This window comes from Synechococcus sp. H60.1 (assembly GCF_047462335.1).
Lineage (GTDB): Bacteria > Cyanobacteriota > Cyanobacteriia > Thermostichales > Thermostichaceae > Thermostichus.
The window spans coordinates 8470-13074 of record NZ_JANSJA010000220.1; the positions used below are offsets into that span (position 1 = coordinate 8470).

The 4605-nt window shown below is 63.5% G+C and carries 2 protein-coding genes; both read right to left on the minus strand.

The features are described 5' to 3' along the window. The coding region (acsF, locus tag NW852_RS10960) for a magnesium-protoporphyrin IX monomethyl ester (oxidative) cyclase (protein WP_414426740.1) at nt 1-527 on the minus strand (527 nt) is incomplete at its 3' end. A 98-nt stretch (nt 528-625) separates the two neighbouring features. After that, the coding region (locus NW852_RS10965; RefSeq protein WP_414426741.1) for a glutamate synthase-related protein at nt 626-4605 on the minus strand (3980 nt) is incomplete at its 5' end.

A 4605-nucleotide genomic window follows, 5' to 3' on the forward strand; every position in this document is an offset into this window, starting at 1 on the left:
CGCCAGTAGCCGATCTTCTCGGAGAGATAGGTGGCGTAGAAGATAAAGCGGGGCGCAAAGTAGGTGTAGGACTTGTGCTTGGTCAAAAAGCCCAGGTCAAAGGCCATGTTGAAGTCGCCCATGGCGCGGTTGAGGAAGCCGGCGTGGCGGGCCTCATCGCGGCTCATCAGGGCAAAGCACTCGGCCAAGACCGGGTTGGTCTCCTTCAGCTTGCGAGATAGCTCCTTGTAGAGCAGGAAGCCAGAGAACTCCGCCGTGCAGGAGCGCTCCAAAAACTCCACAAACAGCCGCCGCGCCTCCGGATCAAGCCGGCTTTCCCAATCTTGGTTGAACTCCTCGCCGCGGACAAAGTGGTGGCGGTTGTAGTCGGCGCGAAACTCCTCCAGGATGGCCCGGAAGTCGGCCTCTCGATCGCCTAACCCCATCTTGGCGATGGCCTCGAAGTCGGTGGTGTAGAAGCGCGGTGTCAGGATGGTCTCAGTGGGCACTCGCGCCTGGGTTTGGGTAGCTTGCAAAGTGGAACTCATAGGGGTTACAGGATGAAAAGGCCAGTATACTCTCGCAGTTTACCAGCCTCTTTGGCCGTCGAGGGGATAAGAAGTGTTACCGACAGGCCCCGGATCCCCTACGACGGCAGCGCCACCGGCTGGGATCGCGCCGGATCCGTCAGCTCACTCCCCTCCTCCGAAGGCGGGATCACCTGCCAGAAGAGAGGCAGGTAGCGCTCCCAGTTCTGCAGGATGCGCTCAGCTTTGGGAGAATGAGTGCGGCGGTAGTGCTCCTGGATCAGGCCCTTCAGTTGTGCTTCCGCCGCCGCCGTCTGTATCCGCTGGATGCGCACGATCTCGCCGTTGACCTTGGCGGGGAAGTTGCCCTCTTCATCCAATACGTAGGCTAGGCCGCCGGTCATGCCCGCCCCCAGGTTACGGCCCACCCGCCCCAGCACCACCACCACGCCGCCGGTCATGTATTCGCAGCAGTGGTCGCCGGATCCCTCAATTACCGCCTGAGCGCCGGAGTTGCGCACGGCAAAGCGCTCTCCCGCCTGGCCGTTGGCAAACAGGGATCCGCCGGTGGCCCCGTACAGACAAGTATTGCCTAGGATCACGTTTTCTGCTGGATCCCGCGGAGCTTCTGGGGGAGCCAGAATGACAATTTCACCGCCACACATGCTCTTACCCACGTAGTCGTTGGCTTCCCCCGTCAGGGTCAGGCGCATGCCCGCCAAGGTAAAGGCCCCAAAGCTCTGGCCGGCGCTGCCCACAAAGCGCAGATCCAGCAGCCCCCCTTGTCGGGCAAAGCCGGTATCCCCATACAGCCGGGCCAGGGTGCCGGCAATGCGTCCGCCCACGCAGCGATCCGTGTTGGCGATGGGGAGCTCTACTGTAGCTGTGTCGCAGGTCTCGATGGCCTTTTGCACCTCGGGCCGCGCCAGGATTGCCTCGTCCAGAACCGGGCCGTTGCCATGCACCAGCTCATGCTCCAGCCACTTGGGCCGCTGGTGGGGAGCGAAGCCGGGGGGAGTCCGCAACAGATAGTCCAAGTTGAGGGACTGGGTTTTCTCCAGAGCCGCGTCGGTACGGGGGCAGAGCAGATCCACCCGGCCGATCACCTCCTCCAAGGAGCGGTAGCCCAGTTGGGCTAGGACTTGGCGCACCTCCTCGGCCACAAAGGTAAAGAAAGTTACTACCTGGTCAGGAGTGCCGGGGAAGCGCTTGCGCAGCTCCTCTTTCTGGCTGGTCACCCCCACCGGGCAGTTGTTGGTGTGGCAGACCCGCGCCATGATGCACCCCTCGGCAATCATGGCCACTGTCCCAAAGCCAAACTCTTCCGCCCCCAGCATGGCCGCCATCACCACTTCCCAGCCGGTGCGAATGCCGCCGTCCACGCGCAGAATCACCCGCTGCCGCAGGCCGTTCTCCAGCAGGGCGTGATGCACTTCCACCAGGCCCAGCTCCCAGGGTGCCCCCGCATGTTTGATCGAGCTCAAAGGAGAAGCCCCTGTGCCTCCCTCGTGGCCGGAGATCTGGATGATGTCGGCATTGGCTTTGGCCACCCCTGCCGCCACCGTGCCAATGCCCACCTCCGCCACCAGCTTCACCGACACCTGCGCCTGCGGATTGACCTGGTGCAGGTCGAAGATCAACTGGGCCAGATCCTCAATCGAGTAGATGTCGTGGTGGGGCGGCGGCGAGATCAAGGTCACCCCTGGCTTGGAGCGGCGCAGCTTGGCGATGTAGGGGCTGACCTTTTTGCCCGGCAGTTGTCCGCCTTCGCCCGGCTTGGCTCCCTGGGCAATTTTGATCTCGATTTGCCGCGCGTTGAGCAGGTACTCCGGCGTCACGCCAAAGCGGCCCGAAGCCACCTGCTTCACGGCTGAGCTGGCATTGTCCCCCATGCGCAGGCCCTTCAGGTGGGGGAAGCGCGCCGAGGTGCCCTCCGGCGTCACATCGGTAATGGGGATGTAGCGCTCCGGATCTTCTCCACCTTCGCCGGAGTTGGACTTGCCGCCAATGCGGTTCATGGCAATGGCTAGGGTCTCGTGGGCCTCGCGGCTGAGGGCTCCCAGCGACATCCCTCCTGTGGCAAAGCGCTTGAAGATCTCGGTGGCCGGCTCTACCTCTTCTAGGGGAATGGGATCCCGGTCGCTGCGAAAGTCCAGCAGATCCCGCAGGGCTGTGGGGGGGCGGTGGCGCAGATGGGCCCGGTAGATCTCGTAGTGGTCGGGCTGTCCTGAGGCAATGGCCTTGTGCAGCAGCTTGGCCATCTCCGGGCTGTTGATGTGGTACTCCCCCTTGGGCCGCGCTTGGATAAAGCCAAAGTTCTCCAATTTTTTCGCGCTCAGCTCGGGGAAGGCGCGGCAGTGGTTGGCCATACCCTCGCGGGCCAGTTCCGCCAGCGTCATCCCCCCGACCCGCGACACCGTGCCGCGGAAGGCCAGCTCGATCACCTCTTGGCTGAGGCCGATGGCCTCGAAGATCTGCGCCCCGTGGTAGCTGGAGAGCAGAGAAATGCCCATCTTGGAGAGGATCTTGAGCAAGCCCGCCTCGATGGCCGTGCGGTACTTCAGTTGGGCTTCGGCCAAAGAGAGCTGGGGCAGCTTGCCGGCGGCCATTTGGGTTTGCGTCTTGGGCTTGTGCCACCACTGGCGCACCGCCTCGTAGGCCAGGTAAGGGCAGACGGCGCTGGCCCCATAGCCAATCAAGCAGGCAAAGTGGTGGGTACTCCAGCATTGGGCGGTCTCCACCACCAGAGAAGCGCGTAGGCGCAGCCCCTCCTGGATGAGGTGATGGTGGACGGCACCCACGGCCAGCAGAGGCGGGATCAAGGCTTGCTCAGCACTGAGACCGCGATCCGAAAGGATCAAGATCTCGGCCCCCTCCCGCACTGCCTGCGCCGCCTCTTGGCACAGGGCTCGCACCTGAGCGGCCAGCCCTTCTGGCCCGGCGGCCACCGGGTAGAGGATGGGCAGCGTCCGGCAAGAGAAAGGCGTCCGCTGCAGGGCAGCTAGCTCCGCCTCGTTGAGCACCGGGCTGCGTAGGTGCAGCAGGCGAGCATGCTCCGGACGGATCTCCAGCAGGTTGCCTTTGGATCCCAGGTACACCTCCAAAGACATCACCAAGCTTTCCCGCAGGGGATCGATGGCGGGGTTGGTGACCTGGGCAAAGCGCTGCTTGAAGTAGTCGTAAAGGGGGTGGGGCTGGGTGGAGAGCACCGCCAGCGGCGCGTCGTCCCCCATGCTGAAAACCGGCTCCTTGCCCGTAGCCGCCATCTCCTCGATGATCATCTCCACATCTTCCGAGGAGTAGCCGCAGGCAGTCTGAATCTGAAGGAGTCGCTCTTCGGTGAGCTGCGGGGCGCTCTCAAAGTCTTGGCCAGCGAGCTGAACGCGGTAAGCCCTCAACCACTCTCCATAGGGGTGCTGAGCCGCCACCTGGGTCTTGATCTCCCAGTTTCTGTAGAGCTGGCCACTTTGCAGATCCACCGTCAGCATCTGCCCTGGCCCCAGCCGCCCCTTTTCTAGGATCTCGGCTTCCGGCAGGGGAACCACCCCCGCTTCCGAAGCCACCACCAGCAACCCATCGCGGCTAAGGGCGTAGCGGGCTGGGCGCAGGCCATTGCGATCCAGAGTGGCGCCAATGGTTTTGCCGTCGCAGAAGACCACCATCGCCGGCCCATCCCATGCTTCCTGCAGGCCAGCGAAAAACTCGTAGAAGTCCACCACTTCCGGGTGATCCTGCAGCTCTGGTTGGTGGCGGTAGGCTTCCGGGATCAGCACCATCATTGCCTGCTGGCTGGAGTAGCCGGAGGCAACCAAGAGCTCAAAGACCGCGTCCAGGCCTGCCGAGTCGCTGGTGCCGGGATCGATGACGGGTTTGAGCTCTTCGATGGCCTCGCCCCAGAGGGGATGGGCCAAAGAGGGCTCGCGGGCAGCCATCCAGTTGACATTGCCCAGGTAGGTGTTGATCTCGCCGTTGTGGCAGAGGTAGCGGAAGGGCTGGGCCAGCGACCAGCGGGGCAGGGTGTTGGTGCTGAAGCGGCGGTGGTAGGTGGCGTAGGCGGTGGCGTAGAGGGGGTTGTGCAGATCGCGGTAAAACTGGCCCA